General features: G+C 43.1%; 18 protein-coding genes. All 18 read right to left on the bottom strand.

Annotation, left to right across the window (positions count from 1 at the left end; translation table 11 throughout):
• Nucleotide 1: 1 nt before the first annotated feature.
• The 18 genes from H7F26_RS09580 to H7F26_RS09495 all read right to left on the bottom strand — a co-directional run bounded on the left by H7F26_RS09580 (nucleotide 2) and on the right by H7F26_RS09495 (nucleotide 17,309).
• Complete coding sequence (locus tag H7F26_RS09580) at nucleotides 2–265, bottom strand: phage holin (RefSeq protein WP_145628628.1); 264 nt, start codon at nucleotides 263–265, stop codon at nucleotides 2–4.
• 15 nt (nucleotides 266–280) lie between these two features.
• Nucleotides 281–550, bottom strand: coding sequence for a hemolysin XhlA family protein (locus tag H7F26_RS09575; protein ID WP_069500916.1), 270 nt, complete (start codon nucleotides 548–550; stop codon nucleotides 281–283).
• 62 nt (nucleotides 551–612) lie between these two features.
• A complete protein-coding gene (locus tag H7F26_RS09570) occupies nucleotides 613–798 on the bottom strand; it encodes an XkdX family protein (RefSeq protein WP_009329195.1) in 186 nt (61 codons plus the stop codon).
• Entirely contained in the window at nucleotides 795–1,118 is a 324-nt protein-coding gene (locus H7F26_RS09565) for a hypothetical protein (RefSeq protein WP_009329196.1), read from the bottom strand. Before H7F26_RS09565 ends, H7F26_RS09570 begins: the two co-directional genes overlap by 4 nt.
• Before the next feature lie 12 nt (nucleotides 1,119–1,130).
• Nucleotides 1,131–2,570 (bottom strand): BppU family phage baseplate upper protein, encoded by a 1,440-nt coding sequence (locus tag H7F26_RS09560; protein WP_185855268.1) that lies wholly within the window; start codon nucleotides 2,568–2,570, stop codon nucleotides 1,131–1,133.
• Nucleotides 2,571–2,590: 20 nt separating this feature from the next.
• The gene (locus H7F26_RS21935) at nucleotides 2,591–4,636 is read right to left on the bottom strand and encodes a hypothetical protein (RefSeq protein WP_260627246.1); all 2,046 of its coding nucleotides are present in this window, start codon (nucleotides 4,634–4,636) and stop codon (nucleotides 2,591–2,593) included.
• 19 nt (nucleotides 4,637–4,655) lie between these two features.
• Nucleotides 4,656–6,533, bottom strand: coding sequence for a phage tail protein (locus tag H7F26_RS09550; protein WP_231133643.1), 1,878 nt, complete (start codon nucleotides 6,531–6,533; stop codon nucleotides 4,656–4,658).
• Nucleotides 6,534–6,555: 22 nt separating this feature from the next.
• On the bottom strand, nucleotides 6,556–7,383 hold the full coding sequence (locus tag H7F26_RS09545; protein ID WP_069500278.1) for a phage tail domain-containing protein: 828 nt from the start codon (nucleotides 7,381–7,383) through the stop codon (nucleotides 6,556–6,558).
• A complete protein-coding gene (locus tag H7F26_RS09540; protein ID WP_185855267.1) occupies nucleotides 7,380–11,699 on the bottom strand; it encodes a phage tail tape measure protein in 4,320 nt (1,439 codons plus the stop codon). The genes H7F26_RS09545 and H7F26_RS09540 overlap by 4 nt, the downstream gene beginning before the upstream one ends.
• Before the next feature lie 203 nt (nucleotides 11,700–11,902).
• Nucleotides 11,903–12,265 carry a phage tail assembly chaperone G gene (gene gpG, locus H7F26_RS09535; protein ID WP_098408404.1) on the bottom strand — a complete coding sequence of 121 codons (363 nt, stop codon included), beginning with the start codon at nucleotides 12,263–12,265 and terminating at the stop codon, nucleotides 11,903–11,905.
• Nucleotides 12,265–12,897: a major tail protein gene (locus tag H7F26_RS09530; RefSeq protein ID WP_098408406.1), complete on the bottom strand. Its 633-nt coding sequence runs from the start codon at nucleotides 12,895–12,897 to the stop codon at nucleotides 12,265–12,267. The genes gpG and H7F26_RS09530 overlap by 1 nt, the downstream gene beginning before the upstream one ends.
• The gene (locus tag H7F26_RS09525; protein ID WP_098408407.1) at nucleotides 12,898–13,278 is read right to left on the bottom strand and encodes a DUF3168 domain-containing protein; all 381 of its coding nucleotides are present in this window, start codon (nucleotides 13,276–13,278) and stop codon (nucleotides 12,898–12,900) included.
• Nucleotides 13,275–13,688: an HK97-gp10 family putative phage morphogenesis protein gene (locus H7F26_RS09520; RefSeq protein ID WP_098408409.1), complete on the bottom strand. Its 414-nt coding sequence runs from the start codon at nucleotides 13,686–13,688 to the stop codon at nucleotides 13,275–13,277. The genes H7F26_RS09525 and H7F26_RS09520 overlap by 4 nt, the downstream gene beginning before the upstream one ends.
• Nucleotides 13,666–14,022, bottom strand: coding sequence for a phage head closure protein (locus H7F26_RS09515; protein ID WP_082142487.1), 357 nt, complete (start codon nucleotides 14,020–14,022; stop codon nucleotides 13,666–13,668). Before H7F26_RS09515 ends, H7F26_RS09520 begins: the two co-directional genes overlap by 23 nt.
• On the bottom strand, nucleotides 13,985–14,275 hold the full coding sequence (locus tag H7F26_RS09510) for a head-tail connector protein (RefSeq protein ID WP_106071246.1): 291 nt from the start codon (nucleotides 14,273–14,275) through the stop codon (nucleotides 13,985–13,987). Before H7F26_RS09510 ends, H7F26_RS09515 begins: the two co-directional genes overlap by 38 nt.
• The gene (locus H7F26_RS09505; RefSeq protein ID WP_098408412.1) at nucleotides 14,253–15,551 is read right to left on the bottom strand and encodes a phage major capsid protein; all 1,299 of its coding nucleotides are present in this window, start codon (nucleotides 15,549–15,551) and stop codon (nucleotides 14,253–14,255) included. The genes H7F26_RS09510 and H7F26_RS09505 overlap by 23 nt, the downstream gene beginning before the upstream one ends.
• Nucleotides 15,548–16,138 carry an HK97 family phage prohead protease gene (locus H7F26_RS09500; protein ID WP_043054112.1) on the bottom strand — a complete coding sequence of 197 codons (591 nt, stop codon included), beginning with the start codon at nucleotides 16,136–16,138 and terminating at the stop codon, nucleotides 15,548–15,550. Before H7F26_RS09500 ends, H7F26_RS09505 begins: the two co-directional genes overlap by 4 nt.
• Nucleotides 16,131–17,309, bottom strand: coding sequence for a phage portal protein (locus tag H7F26_RS09495; RefSeq protein WP_185855265.1), 1,179 nt, complete (start codon nucleotides 17,307–17,309; stop codon nucleotides 16,131–16,133). Before H7F26_RS09495 ends, H7F26_RS09500 begins: the two co-directional genes overlap by 8 nt.
• Nucleotide 17,310: the final 1 nt, after the last annotated feature.

Genomic DNA, 17,310 nt, shown 5'->3' with positions numbered 1-17,310 from the left:
CTCATTTCGTTAACCCTTTTTGTTTTAGAACTTCTTTTTGCTGCTTTCCTTTGCCAGTGACATAGTTATTTTTGAACCAAGCGACCACAGACGTAATGATGGTGAATGCCGTGGAACCGGCCAAATACAAAGCATCAGCCAGCGTATTCACCTGGTCCTCGCTGATAGGCAAAGCTGCTTTTCCGAACATGATTAAAGTCTGGTTTACCAATGCAATAAAAAGAAGCACCGTCCGGACGACCGTGCCTTTGTCAAAGTTTTTCATATTGTGTTTTCCTCCTTATTTCTGCAGTAGATTATAAAAAACAGCGATTGCGCCGCCGATGATGCCGGTGCTGACCGCTGTAATAATCGCGCCGGTGATGCTGCGCTTGATCCAAGTTGTGTTTTCCTCGATCTTGTTCAGCTTTTCATTGATAGAAATGATTTGCTGATCATGACGGTCAGTTGTTCTTTCGAGAGTAGTGATCCGCTGATCTTGTGTTCTTTGATCTGCTTTAATTTCTGCGATTTCTTTTTGTAAAACATCATAATCATTGGGTTGTGTCATGTCCTGAAATCCTCCTGTTCTCACATCGTTTTCACCTCCCTAGAGGCAAAATAAAAACACCCTTATCGGGCGCTTGTCATTCCTAAATCCGCACAGACGGCGGGTTTGTCATAGCTCCGGCCTGTTATTTCTTCATATTCTGCCGGGGTAATATGACCCCATTCTACGTAATCTCTCATGATTGAGTCATCATCATAACAACCCCAATCATAAAACTGCTTAATAGCCGCAAAGTCTGGATACATCATGAGGAACCATCACCTTTCAATGATGCAACTTCTTTTTGAAGACGGGCCAATTGATAAGAGAGTAAAGCGTTTTGCTTTTTTAGTAGTTCAATTTCACTCGCTTCAGGCTCCGAAGGCAGCAAGCTTTCAATGTACTCTTTTGTAGCCGTCTCCTTCCACACCTTTTCGTCCGGAAAAAACTTCGGAAGATATAAACCCGGGTCAAATGGAATGTCTGTCCATCCATCCGGAATTTCATAGTTCCCTTGATCATCAGGCTGAATGATATCATTATCAATCAACAAGAACGTCTCTTTGTCATATTTAAAAATGTTTTTCATGACTTATCTCTCCTACAGGGGAATAATTTCGTCCAAACCATAAGAAGTTATGTTCTCGGATTTATCAGCGATTTGCCCCTCCAACCTCATATTTCCGTTTGTTTCGATATACAATTTAGTCATCCCTGTTGTACCGAATATAGGAACAAGTCTACTGCGGAGCTGGTCAGGTCTATATGAAGCTGGTAGCGTCCCAAAAATCACGCCTCTATTGGTGATAATCTCGCCTTTTAAACACAGAAAACCGCCAACCACCGCACACATAACTTTTCTAGCCCCATGTTTCGCGCCGTTTTTTAAAGGAACTTCAGTCCAGGCGGGGTCAAAGTCAGTGGAAGTTAATATTCTTTTCCAACCCCTAAAGTCACCATTTGTATGGATGGTCGCGAACCACATCTTATTGTGGTAACTTGCTGTGGCTATAATTGTTTTTCTTCCAGAGTTTCCATCCATAATGTCATAATTGAACCATCCAGCATCATCAGGGTCGGGGTTATTAAGCAGTCTATTATTGATACCGTAATAAAAACCAGGCGGCAAAGTTAATAAATCAGTACCATCAGGAATAAGGATTCGCACACCATTATCTTGTGTCAATTTATACAGTTGCCCCTTATTCCACTTAGTCCGCTCATCAGCGGTAATATGGCGCACATTATCCGCAGTATGTGCATCAAAATCCGTTTTCGCTGCCTGTTTTACGTTGTCAACGTTAGCCAATCCAACTTGAGCCTTCGTTACAGCGTGAGGGTTGCTCTTATTATTAGCGTGGCTATCAAACTCTGTTTTCGTCGCTTGCTTGACGTTATCAACGTTGGATAACCCGACCTGCGCTTTCGTTACCTTGTGCGGATTGTCCGTCTTAGCTGCGTGTGCATCCGTATAGGCCTTTGCATGAGCTTCCGCAGCATCTGCCTTTTCCTGCGCTCCCTCTTTCGTCTCAATCCGTCCGAGGTCCGAGAACTTCGCTTTTAACTCGTCAAGCATTACTGTTTCTTCGTCATACATCGCTATGATTAACGCCTTTAACGATTCGAAATCATCGACGTAATATTCCGCGAGAGGTGCCATGTTCTGGTCCACAAGACTTTGCGATACTTCAAACCCGAATTTGTGAGCAGAGAGTGATTGGCCGTTCGTATATTTCAGAATGAGCTGACAGTTGAATTTGCCATACATTTTAATTTCGTCCTCGTCTAAAACGTACTCTGCGATACCTTCAAACGGATCAACTATCGTAACGTCCCTTATTCTTTGCTTGCCGCTTGAAGGAATGAGGACCACTTTTCCGGTTACAGCTGACAGTGGCAAAGGGATGCCATCCTTGCGCAAATAAAATATTAACTTTGCTGTATTAATATCTTGCGTTGAAAATATAAAAGTCGAATGATAAACCCCTTCTGTTTTCGCGTTTATATCGAACGCGTAAGAGCCGGTTTTATAAATAGCCAACAGTATTACCTCCCTTTCTTTTAGTATGTTGGAGTTTCAGGCAGCTCCGCATCATACCCGTAATTTCCGTCAGGTCTTTTCGATATCTTTGGAGCTTTACGCATTGTAGGTCTGAGATCAACTTGCTTAACGGTATTTGTGCTGTATATCTGATAATATCTCTGGCATTCAGCTATTTCTTCAGTCAACGGTCTTGCGACATACGGCGTAGCAAGCCTTCCTTTTTCTAATTTGACTAGGTAAAATTCTACCCATTCGCCGGGAGCCAAACTATCATAGGAAGAACTGTTTGTTGTGTCGACATCTATTTGAACTTCAACGTAGTCTTCTTCCTTAAATTTATAAGCTGACATATCAGGCATCTTTATGTTCAATACAAAGAATGTGAGCCTGGTTGTTACTTGACAAGAACGGATTGCAAGATTGTCGTGTTTTCCATCATGTGTCATATCAAGATGAAGTTTCATTCTGTGAGAGGATTTATTGGTCCTCGCCCATAAAGCTAAAGTATAATCTTCGCCGCTTTTAAACTGAGTTGGATTTTCGATCCGTTGAATTAGATCAGTACGCGACATATTCGAAACATTTTTCAATTTCGTTATTCTCAACCCGTACTTATTTGAGAATGGCGCACTCATCGGCTTTTTCACTCTCTCGGTCCGATTGATCCCACTCTCATTTGTACCAACAGCATTAACGAGCCACCTATCGGCTGTAAATACACCGTCGTTAGTAAAACTTGTTCCGCGCTGCCATACATCAAAGGCGCCGTTTGTCACAAAGTTTCTATTCGGCATATGCAAGGCAACTTTGTCATAAGTTATTTCAGTAATATTCGGCCTCTGCACGGGCTGTGTAGATATTAACATCCCATCTTGTGCACCGGCCAATGTCACAAATATTGTTTCTTTCCCGCTCCGTTCAACTGTGACTTGTAGCAAAGCCGGAATGACATAGCCGTCATGGTTAAACATACAGATCCCTTCATTTTCAAAGTCATAATTATTGCGGTCAAAATCATAATTCTCTTGTATTAAGTCCGCGAAAGAATCTTTCGAAAATGAATATGATTTAGCGATACTTCCGTCTAAATTAATGACTGTAATCGCCGGGGTTCCTTTTCCTTGACCTAAAATGATTTTGTTCTCGTGGAACGTAATCCCTTGAACTTTTTCGAACATAATTTCTTTGTTGTTTACCATGACTTCCATCAATAAATTCGGACTACCCGCAACTATACTTTGGAAATCATAAATGTATATTCGATCCATCTTCTCATTCGTTGAATTACCAGAAATAAAGTATTTTTTGTCGATATCATTACCGGTTTTGTACGAACCAAGAACTTGCATCGTTTGTACAATTTCCCCAGATGTATAATTGAAAATAGACAACTCGTTTTCGAATTTTTGTCTAACGAGAAAGCATAGATCGCCGCTTGAATTCTTGAACCAAGGAAGCCCCTCGTTGTAGGTAGAATTTGTGATTGCAAATTGCTTCGAATCTTTAAATTTGGCACTAGACAATTGATATCTTGATATTATACAGACGGTTCCTCCGTTTTCCTGTCGTGCTATATATAACTCATCATCATCTTGATTTATTGAAAGCGCCTGAGGGAATGGGCGTGTATGATCCCTTGCTGGCACCGAAAAAATAATTTTTTGATAATTGAGATACTCCTCAAACATCAAATTCCTTTTTGCTAACTCCCTATACAGTCCGTCGATGTTCTTCTCTGTATGAAATAGCCGATCATTTGCTGTATTGAAAACCTCACCTTTATGATTGACCCGGAGGTCGACGACCTCTTTAACATTGGACCCATCGGCATTTAAAATTAGGTTGTTTATCCGTTTTTTTGCTCTCTCGATCTCATCCGATACTGTCAGACCGTCAAAATGGGTTATTTGATCGGACGTATGGGCGTTTTTAGCTTTTTTATGTTTTTTTAAATTGCTTGCATTTTGGTTTAGTGCATTTTCCGTTATCCAAGCATTTTCATCCAATTGTGAAAGGAGCTTGGCATTAGGGACGGGATTATGCTGCTTCTCTAATTGATACATCGTTTCACCAACTTTCCTTTTAACTGTATCCCACAATCAGAATAGTTATTTTTGATCCTTCTGGAGCGTTTGATGGATCCAATAGTTTTCCGTTTTGAAGAAGAGAAACTGTAAAACTGTCTGTTTGGCTCCCTTCATAATCAACAGAGGCCGAAACATTGTTTTGTTTCATGACTGTTGAACTTTCAGATGTCACATACTTAATTTGAAAATCATCATCCGTTTCCAAAAGGAGGCCGGTAGAACTGACAGAAACATTCCCCAGACCGCTCGTGACTGCCCAAACACCAGAATTAAAGGTCAGTGTATACGTAAAGTTTCCGGGGATTTTGCCCTGTGTTGAGTTCACTACATTAAAAAGCTCCGCTTTGGCCGCCTGTATTTGGGCCAGTATCTGATTTTTTTGCTCGATCAGATACCTTTCTTGTTTTTTGATGCGACGCCTGCTGTCCAGTTGAATATCAATTAGGTCCTTCTTAAAGTTGGAGAAAGTGACTTCTGGCTTTTCGGTGTCATCCAACGGATTATAGACCATACTCACCGCGCGCAAATCGTCCTCAAATGTAATACCGTTTTGAGGCGTGTCCGCAATGACGTGGAGGGTATCTCCTTTTGTGATCTTGTCTTCTATGCCTTTCAACTCAGGGACTTCAATTTCTTCAAAATCAATATCAACTGTGACCTCCGGAAACGGATTGACTTTTTGTTTCAAGAGAGCTTTCATATCTTCTGCCTTTGTGATCGATTCATCTCTTATGGTTTCTGCCCATGTCGGCTGCCCTTCAATTAAAAAATCCTTTTCATTCGGATGAACAAAAAGGACGGGAGGAAACACATATTTTTCGGCTTCATTTTTAAATTCCCTGTAAATCTCAAATATATTTCCACGAAGCAAGTACATAACCGGCGCAGCACCTTTAGTTCCTTTTGTGTTTGGGTTTTTGCTGTCTTTGCTTTTAAAGGTCGCAACCACATTATGTTTTTTATGGTCAAGGCCTCTAACCACTTCAATGACTTCCTCTTTCGGATCATTGTCTTTATAGACTGAAATCGTCTTCGTTGTATCTTTATCAATGACAAATTCCCATTTACCGCCAAGCTTCGAAGTCAGAGTTTTAAACCTGAATCCTGTGCCTGTAAAAGAGAAAGTAAAAGCTGAACCAATTTTTGATGTTTTATCAGCTTTTAATGACTCATCATAAGTCCATGAACCAGTTTTTGCTTCGTATCCGATTGATTCGTCACCCAACATGTCTTTTTCTTCTTTTTGTTTCCCATAGCCGCGCCCGCGTGTGGCCGTATTATCTTCGGATATTTGAATCTGCAGCCCTTGTATATTTGCCCTGGTATCAAGGGTTTTATTAATTCTACGGCCCATCTTTTTATAGACGTAGATATGACTATTATCCACATCAAATTCAACCTTGTAATTAGAGGCGATAGAGTCCATCAGATCAATGGAAAAAGCATCCCCAAAACTATCAGTTTTTACGGGCTTGATGTCTCTGGCATCTGCCATAATTTCATAAGTGAAATTGCTGCCTTTCAAGGCATGATTTAAGGCTTTATCAAGGGAAATGTCCCCCGTTATCACATCATCAACACGATTTTTTCCAAGTAAAAAGACGTAAATATGATTAGCCGAGATCGACTTTGATAGCAATTCCCCATTTTGAGAGATTTGAACGTTACGAATGACATATTTTTGATTTTTAAAAACCCTCTCATCAATAACGATAAGATTACGGCCAGTCAACGCATTAAATGCTAATGGATCACTAAAACTATTTTCAAGAGTGAAACCCAGACTCTTTTTCCCGTCAACTCCATCCGTTACACGCGGGGTGACGTCTGCAATTTCATATTTTTGACCTGTAAACCGATCTTGCACATACATTTGATTCACCTGTTACCGCCCCCTACTTATAGTAAAATCGTGTAATGAAATGAAGGTCACTATAATCTGCATTTTCAATTGAAAACTTATTTTCACCTGGAGCAAGTTCCGGGAATCGGCCACGGGTAGAAATGACATTACTTCCTTTGACGATATATTGTTTGACCACCGTCAAAAGATTCTTTTTTGAATGGCTGCCGGAAAGCGTTATACTGTCCCCGGTTGTTTTATTTGTGATCTTAATGTCTTTGCCTTCAAAGTACATTTGCACTTTGTAATCATGCTCAATAGGTGAAAGGGTGGCATCCCCAAAATTGTATACGCTGAATCGATTCTTGTTTTTAAACTGAAAAGGCTGCTCGCTGAATTTGCCTATATTCATTCCTAGATTAAATCGTTCTCCCTGCAAGTTCACAGGAATGGTACTGTCATAAACAGATTCAGCCAACCCTTGAATAGCCGTAAATGTAACAGAAAAAGTGTTTGCCAGTTTCCCGTTATCCTGGGAAATAGAAAACACATCATCTGCTGTCACAAGCCATCGTTTATTTGGCTCATATGAGTGAATCACATGATACGGGTCTTGAGTGACAAGCAAGGCATATAAATTCGAACGATACAAATAGAATTGCTCTGGGTTATGGGCTTCGACAGCAAATTCAGCCGCTATTTTTCTTTCTTTGTAACGTCCCGGACTGTTTTTTGATGGACTGAGCAGACCGTTTCTATTTTTCAAGGTAACGGTCTGCCGCTCATAAACAGGAGATTCAGGGACGAATGAAAGGAGAGACACACCAGGCAGAATTTCGCTAATGGGTTTATCACCTATGATCAAATCCAAATCCCTCATGAAATCCCTCCAATTAATGAGCTTCTATCATTGAATTCTTTTGTACTGATAGCCGTTAAGACCTTGCCGACTTTCTTGCCGCTCATGATTACATTACCTTCTTTTGCTGCAATTTCTCTTAAAAGAACGTTTTGTTCTATTAGCAATGCAATTTGTTGATCCTGCCGCTGTGTGATCGGTTCAATGGACGGCATTTGCGGAACCGTCTGCGCTGGGATACCTAATTCTTGCCCGGCTCTGGCCCAAATACCGATACTTCTTTCGCGATATTTCGGGTCCGTCGTAATGATATGCTCGTCATACCCTCTTTCGTTCAAAGCCGCAAGTTTTGTACCGCCTGCGCCTGGTGATACTCCGCCCGCAGCATATCCAACATATCCGCCGCCTCTGGCCATCGATTTTAAACCCGGATGATTTGATATATCTCCATAACGCGCCTTGATATAGTTAATGGCCGCTAGAATGTTGTCTATAGGGTTTAAGATGTTATTATGTCCCGGGAACTTATAGGCGTTGAATGTGGACGGGATGGTTTGCATTAGGCCCTGACTTGGGTGTCCGGCTTTTGCGTTAGAATCCCATAGGTTGATAGCGTTCGGATTCCCGCCGCTCTCCTTCATGGCAATTGTAACTAGCCCAGGAATCCATGAAATAGGCACGCCCGCGATGCCGACCGCTTCCGTTACCCATTGGTTGACGGCTTTCGTCCCGCCAGTTCCTTTGAATGTTTCCTGGTCCGGCATAACCCCTTTCAGAAATTCGGCAGCTCCATTTTTTAAGATCTTGAATATGCCGGTTCCAAATGAGTCAATGCCTTTCCCTGATTTGTATGGGATCAGCCCATTAAACAATTTTTTGATTAATTTACCTGGGCCGTGGGTAAGCAAGTCCATTGCAGTTGCGCTGACATCCCCGACTTTATCCGCGACGCTTTTTCCAAAAGATAAAGCCCCATTGACCATCTTTTTAGAGCCATCCACAGCTTTTTTGAAAAAGTCGCCGACACCGCCGGCATAGCCAGGCATCTGCGTCATAGATGTTAGCTTTTTAGATTCATCATGAGGAAGTACAGAAGTTCCACGCGGGAGGTCCCAGATTTGCGGGCCGCCCATACCGACAACATACGTTCCAATTCCGGGTGAATGCGCCAGCTCCCAACCTTCCTCACCGACTAATGCCGCCCCACCAGGGTGAAAATTTGTTCCTTTTGCATATTTACCATTCAGCTTTTTACCATTTTTGCTATTGTAGCCTTTCGGTGTCCATTCTGGAATGGTTGGGATATGCATAAATTCAAGAACCTTATTAATTCCCCCGGTGACGCTATTGATAAAGCCGGCCAAATCAATAACAAATGAATCCCATTTAGTAAGGACATCGCCTGTTTCTTTGTCAACTTGTTTGATATGCCCGCCTGCTTGTTTCTCTGCTTGCTTTACAACATTTTCGTGCATTTCCTCTGCTTTTTTAACAGAACCATCGCGCTGCCGTTTTGCCTCTTTGATCAACTTATCTGCTTGTTTCTTGCTGATAGAACCTGTCTCATCCCGTTCGCGGACGATTGCTGCCACAGTTTGATCATATTTTTTGTTCGCTTCTTTCACCGCGCCATCACGGGCTTTGATACTGTTTTTGATTGTATCGGCTGCCTGGCGAGCTGTAATATTTTTCGACTCGTTTTTTAGTTTACTCATGATGGCCTTTTGTTCTACCTCGCCTTTGCTCATGGTTTGAACAGCCGTGTTCATCATTTTCTTTTGAATGCTGTTGATTTGGGTCCGTTCTTTTTGTGTAAGCTGGCGTTTTTCTGCGCTGGCCTTGTTTAATATTTCTTTGATCTGTTTCTGCCCTTTATCGACAGCCTGGGTTTCTTGATTTTGCTTCTTTTTCACATTGTTTAAAATGGCATTTTGTTCCCTCTGACTCAGGCTTTTACTGGATGAAAGGAATTTACTAAGGGTCTGGTAACTTTGGTTTCCTTTTGTCTCAATACTTGTTTTGATCTTGCTACCCATCTGTTCAAAGTTTTGTGCGATACTGTCCGCCGTTTTTTTAGAGACAGTTTCACCTGACCATTGCAGCTTGTTAAGCTGGACAGTTGCTTGATCATTTAATTTTTTGTAGCCCAAAACAGCTTTTGTCGTGGATTCAGAAACCTTGTTCCCGAAGCTGTCTAGCGTCGGAATTTGTTCTTGTTTCATATGGTTATATAGCTTGTATCCACCTTCTGCTAAAAGGCTGACGCCCGTAACTGCAAGCCCAACGGGGCCGCCCAGAGCGCTAAAACCAAGCCGAGCAATTCCAGCGACTCGCGAAACACTCCCGAGACTCTTAACAAGACCCAGAGCCTTTGCTCCAAACCCGGCAAATTTGCCAGTTGCTTGAGCTGCACCGCCGCCCAAAGTTTCGGTTGCCGCTGTTGCTGTTCGTGCGCCTCCGCGGAAGTTAAAGAGTGATTTGGTGCCCTTTATAATTTCAGGCGCGAACGTTGTTGCGATCCCAAGAACAGACCCCCATTTACCGCCAAACATCGCAAGAGCACCGCCAGCAAGTCCGGCAGCGCCCCTGAACCCGCGAAGGCCCCGAGTATTTCGAGATAATGCAGTGCCGCTTGCGTTCATTTGGACAGTTGCAGCCGTATTCGCGGCCGCTAATTGTGCTGTTGAACGTTGGGTCATAGCTGCTTCTGCTCTGTATCGACCGAATGCTGCGGCACCTCTGCCCAGGGCACCAGTGAGGGTGCTAATGCTTGATACAACTGCACCCAAAGCAATGACAACAGGAGGAAACGCCGCAGCAACCAATCCTGCGATAACGATTGTGTTCTGCATGGCCGGTGATAGACCTTGAAACCAATTCGTAAAGTCTTTGACTGTCTTTCCTGCCGCCTGCAAAGCCGGTTCGATCTTATCAAGTAAAATTTCACCGACCGGAAGTAAATTAGACTGCAATAGCCTAAAATCTTGGGCCACGCGATCACCAAAGTTGTCTTTCAAAGCCTTTCCTGCCTTGTCTGTGGCTCCTTTAACATCACCAAGCATATCCTTGGCCGGATTCATCGCGGTTACCACTTTGCCCCGCAAATCTTCCCATTGCGTGCCGAATAGAGCGACACCGGCCTGATCCTTTTCTAATGGGTCTTTCATGGCCGCTAAGGCGGACACGGTTGCCATGAAAGCTTGTTCTCCTTCTTTTCCACCTTTGGCGATGGCTGTCCCCATCTTGTCAGCGTCCAGGCCGATAGCTTTAAAGCCTTCGGCAGTCGTTTTTGATCCATCTTGGGCACGAATATTAAATTCTTTGACCGCATCCCCAACCTTATCCATGTTCCAAGCGCCATTTTGTGCGCCTTGAATCATAATGTTAAACATGCCGTCAATGGAAAGCCCTGCTGATTTGAACTGGGCTGAGTATTCTGAGATCGTATCTAAAAGCTCGTTTGAATAATCGCCGCCTTTTTGTGCAGAAACGGTGATGTAATCAAAAGCTTTCCCTGCATCCACACCAAAGTTATCAATCAAGGCTTTGGCTGCCCGAGTACTTTCAGGTATTTCAAATTCAAAAGTATCTCTGAGAACATAAGCCCGTTTTGTGGCCTGTTCAAGTTCTTCTCCCTTTAAGCCTTGAAGATTTTTTCTCACATCAATAACGCCCTGGTTTGCTTCTTCGAGTGATTCACCGAAGCCGCTAACCCACACATCTTTTGATATGTTGGCTACTTCCTGCGCCTCTTCTTTCGTCATGTTCAAGGAAGATGAGATTTTCCCTTGGGCTTTTTGGAAATCTGCTGCGGATTTAAGGGCCAAACCCCCGAGTACTCCGATAGGAGCCGTAATCCCGGCGAATCCTACCTTTCCTATCGTCTGTAGGCGTTCGCCTTGGGTTTGAAGGCGTTCGCCATATTCTTGCAAGCTTCTGCCCGCTCGGGTCCATGCAGAATTTTGGGTGTTAATTTCTAATGTCGTAGTCCTTAACTGCCGGCCGAGACGGTTATACATGGCTGTTTCATTGTTGATCCTCTGGGCCAGTTGTAAAGCAGCTTGTGAGTTTTCCCCTTTTTCACGTGCGAGCTCTTCATATTTCGCCCGCAGCTGTTCGATTTTTGAACCTTGCAGCTGATACAGTTTGGACAAACCTTCCTGTTTTTGGCGTAGCTTGTCGGATGCGTCCCCAAGCTCTCCAAACTGCGATGCAGAAGCCTTCAATTCACTTCGAACCAACGCCATTTTTTCCGCCACGTTATCTATTCCGGCCGAAAAACCGCCATCATCAAACCCTAAGCGATAAATCATATTTCCTAAGCTTTCCGTTGCCACAGTCTCACCTCCCACCTAAAACACATGATCTATCGGCACAGTTTTTGCTCGCTTGCGTTGCTCTTTCGGGTTCTTGAGTTTTTCCCGATGCTCAAGCAATTCAATAAAAAAAGGATAGTCGCTATTATCAATTTCATTTAGCGTCCATCCTCTTTCGTCCATCAATTGAACGTATATATCTTTGACGTTGTCTAATGCCTGATCTATTGTGACTCTTTCTGTACCTTTTCCAGCAGCTTTCCCAAATCAAAATCCTCTTTTTCTTTTTCGATTTCCTCACGGGTTGGATAGCCGAGAACCCCTACCCCGATAATGTCATAAATCACATTCCGGTGATCGATCGTATTCAGACCGTCATTAATCTGCTTTCTTGTGAATTTTTTATCAAAAATTTCAACGATAAGGTTCAACTGTCTGTTTTCAACTTCCTCTGGATCTGCCTCATCGCTTCTCGCGTACTTCTCAATTTCAAGTGCTTTACGCTTAAATTTAAAAGGGATAAATTCCTGCGTAAACGCTACATCTTCGCCGTCAATTCGTAATGTAATTTCCAAAGGTTTAGACATTATGCTGCTCCCCCGCTTGTACTTGTTTTAGTTGTGGTTGTTGTTGAAGCCGTAGCCGTTGAAGAACTATCAAGTTTAGAGACGTCAAATACTGCATCAAAGAATGTATCTCTGTATTCGTCATATCCTTCCACGCTGCTGTCACCGGTGATTTTAAAGACCTTGTCACTACGTTGAATAAATGTGCCCTCAATTTCTTCTGTTTGGAAATCTGTTTTATCTTCAGCGGTTTTCCAATCAATGCCTGGGATTCCAAAGCGCCCTTTGGTTAGCCAAACATGGCGTACGTTTCCGTCCTCTTTTGTTCCTGTAAACCCGAGGGCGACATATGGAGGAACAACACCTTTTTTCCACACAATGACCCCTTTCACAAGTTTTTGTCCTGTAATATCTGATAGGACCTCTTGAGGAATTTCAGAAATCCCCAATTTCACTTTTGTTTCTCCGATATTGGAATTGACGATAATCGGCCCGTTATCGGCATATAGTGTACTCATTTCATTAGTTGTATCAACGTTTGCTTGAATAGCTGGTGCAAAAGGCTGTACAGGCCCGTATTGAATATTTCCTTTTTCGTCTTTGATGAGCTTGGCATATACTAAATTTTCAAGACCTACATTAACACTGCCCATTTAATCTTCCTCCTTTAATTTCACAATTGTTCGATATAAAAAAGCCTTTCTAAAAGCAGAACGTTCCTCTTCGTCAAAAGGAGTAACAGACATTCTCTTACATTTGAGAGCTTTCATTTTTTTATCTACCGCGGTTTGTAAAGGCCCTATGTTGCCATCAGCCTTCACCCATATATTGACTTGAATATCAATTTCCGCTGATGCGGCTTTATTGTCCTCATAGTCCTTATCAACGTTATCCATTTCCAGAACTAAAATATGAGGATATTCACGAGATTCCTCTAAAGGGAAGTTTCCGGCATATATCCGGCCGTCAGTCATCTGAAATACGTCAGGATCATCTAAAAGGGCTTTTACGATGTACGGTTCATAATCAATCATGACCTTGCCCCTTTCCGCATTTCATTCATGACAGCCTGGTTGATTGCCACGCGTTTAAGCCGATAAGCCCGAACAGCAAACGGGTTTCCCCGTACGAAACGGCCGTTCTTTGCAACATAGCCATTATGAACAAACTTCGCCCGCCAAGCCGTTTCCTTTCCGGGGCCAATATCAAAGCTGATTGCGTTTGGAATTGGCCTGTCTTTCTTCGGCGTCTGCCGTACCTGAATATCGTCTTTGATGTGTTTGTGATCAATTTCTGATACAGGAACCTCTGCCCTCATACCGTCTCTTAAAACGTTCCCACCGGCTCGCAATGATCTGACTTGACGTTTTTCAACATCTTGCCCAAACCTTTCAAGACGGCGAAGAGCATCGTCAAAGCCATCAACTTGAACCGCTATTCTCATGATCCCACCCCACACATTGCAATGTCATAAGCTCCTGATTTTGCAAATCGGGAATGACCTTCTCGATCTTAAAAGGTTGACCCTTGTATACAACACGCATAGAGCCTGATTTAATCCCTTTTCGGTGTCGAATGCGAAACCATGCAGTATTTTCCTGATGGGCCGCAGATGCTTGGATAATGTAACGATCCCGCGGCTGCATAATTTCGGACCAAGCTTTTATAAACGTTGTCCAAACGTATTCCGGTTTCATCGTTTTAGGATTGCGCCCTGGCACCCCCTTTTGAATCTCAATTTTATGTTTCAGCTCCCCCGGATTCACCGGCATTGTCATCACCACACATTTCCGCTTGAAGGATTAAAGGGGTCAAGGCATCCAGGGCAAGGCTCATACTTTTTTCCGTCACCCTAAATTCATAAAAGATGCCGGCCGCCAGAATAATCAAATGATCATCCTCACGCCCTGTTGCTCTTCTGATGTAATTTGCAGCCGACTGCAAATAAAAAGACAGCAAGGAATCTTCCTCACTGTCTTCGATTCTTAAATGCTCTTTTAAGCGATCATTAAGCCGATGTAGTTCCGCCATCAGTCGTCAACTCCAATTTAAATACTGTTGGCTCAAATGGTGAGTAGATCAATTGGCCGTCATTTAAGTGCCAGATTTTGAAGCCGACATGGTTTGTATCGCTGTATTTTTCAAGAAGCTTGCTGACTTCTAAAGAATTAATGACATCTTGAATGTGGAATGAACTAAAATCACCAAAGTATAGGCGCGGTACATCCGGTGTGCTGCCGTCCACATAATCAGTTACATCAACCGGATAGCCCAGAATCCTGTAACCGAAGGCTCCTTCAATATAAGCCTCACGCAACAACGGCTTTCCGTCTTTATCTTTTAACGTTTCAATAGCTGTAAGAGCAGCTCTATTCATCATCCAACGAGAATTTTTGAGTTTAGACGTTGGAACAGAATTTTTCAATCGAACAAGCTTGTCATAAACCTCTATATTCCCCGGATTAAATGCAACAGCTTTTTGAATCAAGGAACCGGGATTATCTGTAGAGTTGAAGAAGAAATTTGCCTCTTCTTCTACATAGGATTTTTTCAGCTCTTCAATCACTGTTTGCTCAACAGGCATGTCAGTCATGGCAAGCAATTTTTTGGTGATCAACACCAGCGCATCAATTTCAGAAGGGTTCAGGAATACTTCATCAAAATTGATGTCGGTCTGCGGAATTGGATTGTCCAATGTTCTTTCAGTTTTAATCCGCTGGGCTTTTGCTTTCTTCACCAGAACCGGATAACCTTGTGTTCCTTTTGTCTGAACGCGGGTTCCGTATTTCCGCAACAGGTTTTCTTCTTGGGCATAAGTAATGATTTCTTTTGATAGAGATTCTGGAATTAAAACCTTCCCGTTAGTTGTCTCAACACCCATCGCCCGCGCTTCATTCTCGCTTATACGCCCGACAAGATAGTTTGCGAAGGCTTTGCGCTGCTCCCCTTCTTTTGCCTGTTTGCGGCTTTCAGAGGATAGAGATTTCATGATATTGCTGACAATAGCGTCCCGCTTTTCAGGTGCGATAAACTGCTGGCCGCGCTGTTCTGTTTCATCTGATTCCCTTTCTTCTCCGCCTTCGTCGCCGTCTCTTTCGCCTTCTTCTGGCTGCTTTTCTTCGTCGCCTTTTAAATTTTCAAGCTCCGCTTTTACGGCATCAAGTTCCGCGGCCAGTTCGGCTACCTCTTTTTCTATTGTTTCAATAGAGGAGGATTCCGTTTGGTCTCCTTCTAAATCAGCCCGCAGCTCCTTCATACGAATTTCAATCGTCGCTTTACGTTTTTCTAAAATATCACGTAGTTTCATTTCATAGCCTCCTGAATTTTATTAATTAGTTGCTGCTTTTTTTGCCGCAGCTCATTTTTTTGTTTTGCTCTCTGATAAATGTCACCAGATCGGACAAGTGACGCTTCTGTATCCTCATATGCAGGAAAGGCGACAACGCTAATTTCAAAGAGTTCTACCTCTTGAATCGTGCGTGTCGCCGGTGATGTATCATAATTCCATTCGTCTTTTACTACGTTGAATCCAAAAGAACATTGATTAATGTCGCCCCGCTCCATACTCCGGCGCAGATCATTTGCCCAAGAGGTATCTGGCGGCGTAACAGTAAATTTCAAACCCTTGTCATCTTCTTCGAGTTGGAGGGTGCCGCTGCGTGTCCGCCCAAGCACATAATCCCAATTGTGATTAAAAAGGGCACGAACATCGGCCTGCCTTGATAACGCTTTTTGAAAGGCTCCGGGCGCGATCACTTCGGTGAACATCCCGCCAATATCGGCCGGACTATTAAAAACAGCCCCATAACCGGTTATTTGTGGTGTCTCTTCCTGATCTGCAAGCTGCCGAATTTCCAGCCCCTTGATTTGAAAAGTCCGCTGCTCTTTATCCATCCTCATCACCACCTTTCAGGCTGCTTTTCAGAACATCTTCCAGCCTATCCAAGCCCACAAGGTCCTTACTGATATAAAGCTTGCTGGATTCTTTTGTATTCAAACGTGGGAAACCGATCATTTCCCGTGCATCATCAGGAACGGCGATCGATGTCCGTACCAGATTGTAGGCAATCTCTGTTTTTGTTTTCATTCCAACGAAGTTTAAGAGATTGTGACGGAATTTTAGGCGCAGCCCGCTATCTTTTCCGAAGAACAAAATGGTCAAATGCTCTTCGATGTTGCGAAAAATAGGCTGTAGACAGCTGGTATAAAGCTTCATCATGGCTTGTTCCATGTCTTTTTCTTCGAGCTTGTCCAGCAGGTCCTTATCCATCCCGAAAAACTTACCTAAATCTTTTTTGTAGATATTCAAATATTTGAGCGTCTTTTCATCATCCACAGGGGATTCAAGGGCTTCGATTTCATACCCTCTGCCTAAAGGAATCAATTTTGTTTTCCCTGAATCTTTAATTCCCTCAAGCTGGTCAAGTATCGCTTTTACGGTTTTGGTTTGATTCGTGTTGGTCGGGGAAAGGTGCGTCTCTAATTTAAGAAGGAACGCCATAAGCCCACCCTTTTTATATTTTTCAGTCAGCGCCTTTTCAGCGTTCATGACGCCTTCCAGCGTTTCCTTTGCCAGCTCTAACAGGCCTACACCCTCCAAATGGCTCAAGCCTATATTTTTGATGTGCCTCACCATGTAGGACGGAACGACTTCACCGGACACAGTGATTTTCTCTATTCCGGCGGCGGTCAGCTCGCTATAAACATTATTCAAAATGTGCAGCTGGCTTTGATCGTAGAAGACATACACGTCACCGCGAAGCAAATATACATTTGTCAGCAGTTTCTTAAATTCAAAACCGGTTAAATAATCATTGGGACAATTTAAAATCCGCAAAGCTTGAAGAGCCCGCGGGTCTTTTGAGTCTCTACCCGTCGTTCCATCTTCCACAACAAAATCTGTCAATGCGACCTGGTCGCTGATCAGCTTCATCAGATTGTATGTGTCACTGGATTTCAGGATATTATCGTCATTGACAAATGCACCATAATTAAAATATGAGTTTTGAAACCAATTGAAACTACGTTTGCTGAACCGTCCTGCTAAATTACGGATAAACCCCACT

Source organism: Bacillus sp. PAMC28748, assembly GCF_014250415.1.
GTDB classification, from domain to species: Bacteria; Bacillota; Bacilli; order Bacillales; family Bacillaceae; genus Bacillus; species Bacillus licheniformis.
The sequence above is the reverse complement of the archived record's forward strand: the minus strand, read 5'-3'. Positions and strand labels throughout refer to the sequence as shown.